Here is a 1,766-nt window from a genome sequence, read left to right on the forward strand (position 1 = left end):
CGACGCGGCCGAGCTGCACGCGCTCTGCGCCGCCGACCACAGCGAGGCGCGCATGAGCTTCCTGCGCGGCCACCACGTCATCGACATCGTCGAGCGCTTCCCGGTCGCCGGGATCGACGCCGGGACCTTCCTCGCCGGCCTGCGGCCCTTGCAGCCGCGGCTCTACTCGATCGCCTCGAGCCTCGAGGCCGCGCCCGAGGAGGCGCACCTGACGATCAGCACGGTCCGCTACAGCCTGGCCGAACGGGACCGCACCGGGGTGGCCTCGGGCTACCTCGCCGGCCTGACCGGCGAGGAGGAGGCGACCGTGCCGGTCTACGTGCAGCCGAGCGCCCACTTCCACCTGCCCGAGGACGAGGTGCCGATCATCATGATCGGCGCCGGCACCGGCGTCGCCCCCTACCGCGCCTTCATGCAGGAGCGCGAGGCGCGCGGGGCAGGGGGGCGGTCCTGGCTCTTCTTCGGCGAGCGCAACTTCCGCAGCGACTTCCTCTACCAGGTCGAGTGGCAGGCGCTGCTCGCCGACGGGGTGCTGAGCCGCATGGACGTCGCCTTCTCCCGCGACGGCGCGGAGAAGGTCTACGTCCAGGACCGCCTGCGCCGGCAGGGTCGCGACGTCTACGCCTGGCTGGAGGAGGGGGCGAGCGTCTACGTCTGCGGCGACGCGACGAACATGGCGCCCGACGTGCAGGCGACCCTCGTCGACATCGTCGCCGAGCACGGCCGGCTCGGCCGCGACGCCGCCGGCGAGTATATGGCCGCCCTCCAGCGCGACCGCCGCTACCTGCTCGACGTCTACTGAAGGCCCGATGAAGTGACCGTTCTCGAGACCCCCGACCGCAGCCGCGACCTGTCGCAGCCCCTCGACAGGCTCGGCCCCGACGAGACGCTGAAGGCGGAAAGCGACCAGCTCCGCGGCACCATCACGCAGAGCCTCGCCGACGAGATCACCGCCGCCGTCGCGGCGAGCGACGCCAAGCTGATGAAGTTCTTCGGCATCTACCAGCAGGACGACCGCGACATCCGCGACGAGCGCCGCCGGCAGAAGCTCGAGGCCGCCTTCTCCTTCATGGCCCGCGTCCGCCTGCCCGGCGGCGTCGCCACCCCCGCGCAGTGGCTGAAGCTCGACGCCCTCGCCCGCGCCCACGGCGGCGAGACGCTGCGCCTCACCACCCGCCAGACCTTCCAGTTCCACCGGGTGATGAAGCACGACCTCCGCCCGCTCCTGCAGGGCCTGCGCGACGTCCTCCTCGACACCAGGGCCGCCTGCGGCGACGACACCCGCGGCGTGATGGCGACCGTCAACCCGCACCTCTCCGCCCTCCACGCCGAGGTCTACGCCCTCGCGAAACGCGCCAGCGACCACGCCGTGCACCGGACCGGCGCCTACCGCGAGATCTGGTACGAGGCCGAGCGCGAGGAGCAGGACGGCCCGGAGGAGCCCTTCTACGGCAAGACCTACATGCCGCGGAAGTTCAAGATCGGCTTCGCCATCCCCCCCTCGAACGACATCGACGTCTACAGCCAGGACCTCGGCTTCATCGCCATTGCCGAGAACGGCCGCCTCCAGGGCTTCAACGTCGCCATCGGCGGCGGCCTCGGCCGCACCGACTCGAACCCGAAGACCTACCCCCGCCTCGCCAGCGTCATCGGCTACATCGACGCCGACAAGCTCTTCGAGACCATCGACGCCATCATGTCGGTGCAGCGCGACTACGGCGACCGGGTCGACCGGCTGCACGCCCGCTTCAAGTACACGATCGACG

1 protein-coding gene and 1 pseudogene are annotated in these 1,766 nt (G+C 71.2%); both read left to right on the top strand.

All coding sequences use genetic code 11. The features are described 5' to 3' along the window. On the top strand, nucleotides 1-802 hold an 802-nt coding region (locus Q0112_RS17570), incomplete at its 5' end, for a sulfite reductase flavoprotein subunit alpha (protein ID WP_367278486.1). 12 nt (nucleotides 803-814) lie between these two features. After that, nucleotides 815-1,766 (top strand): annotated as a pseudogene (locus tag Q0112_RS17575) (sulfite reductase subunit beta); the annotation flags it as partial.

Source organism: uncultured Amaricoccus sp., assembly GCF_937858865.1.
GTDB lineage: Bacteria > Pseudomonadota > Alphaproteobacteria > Rhodobacterales > Rhodobacteraceae > Amaricoccus.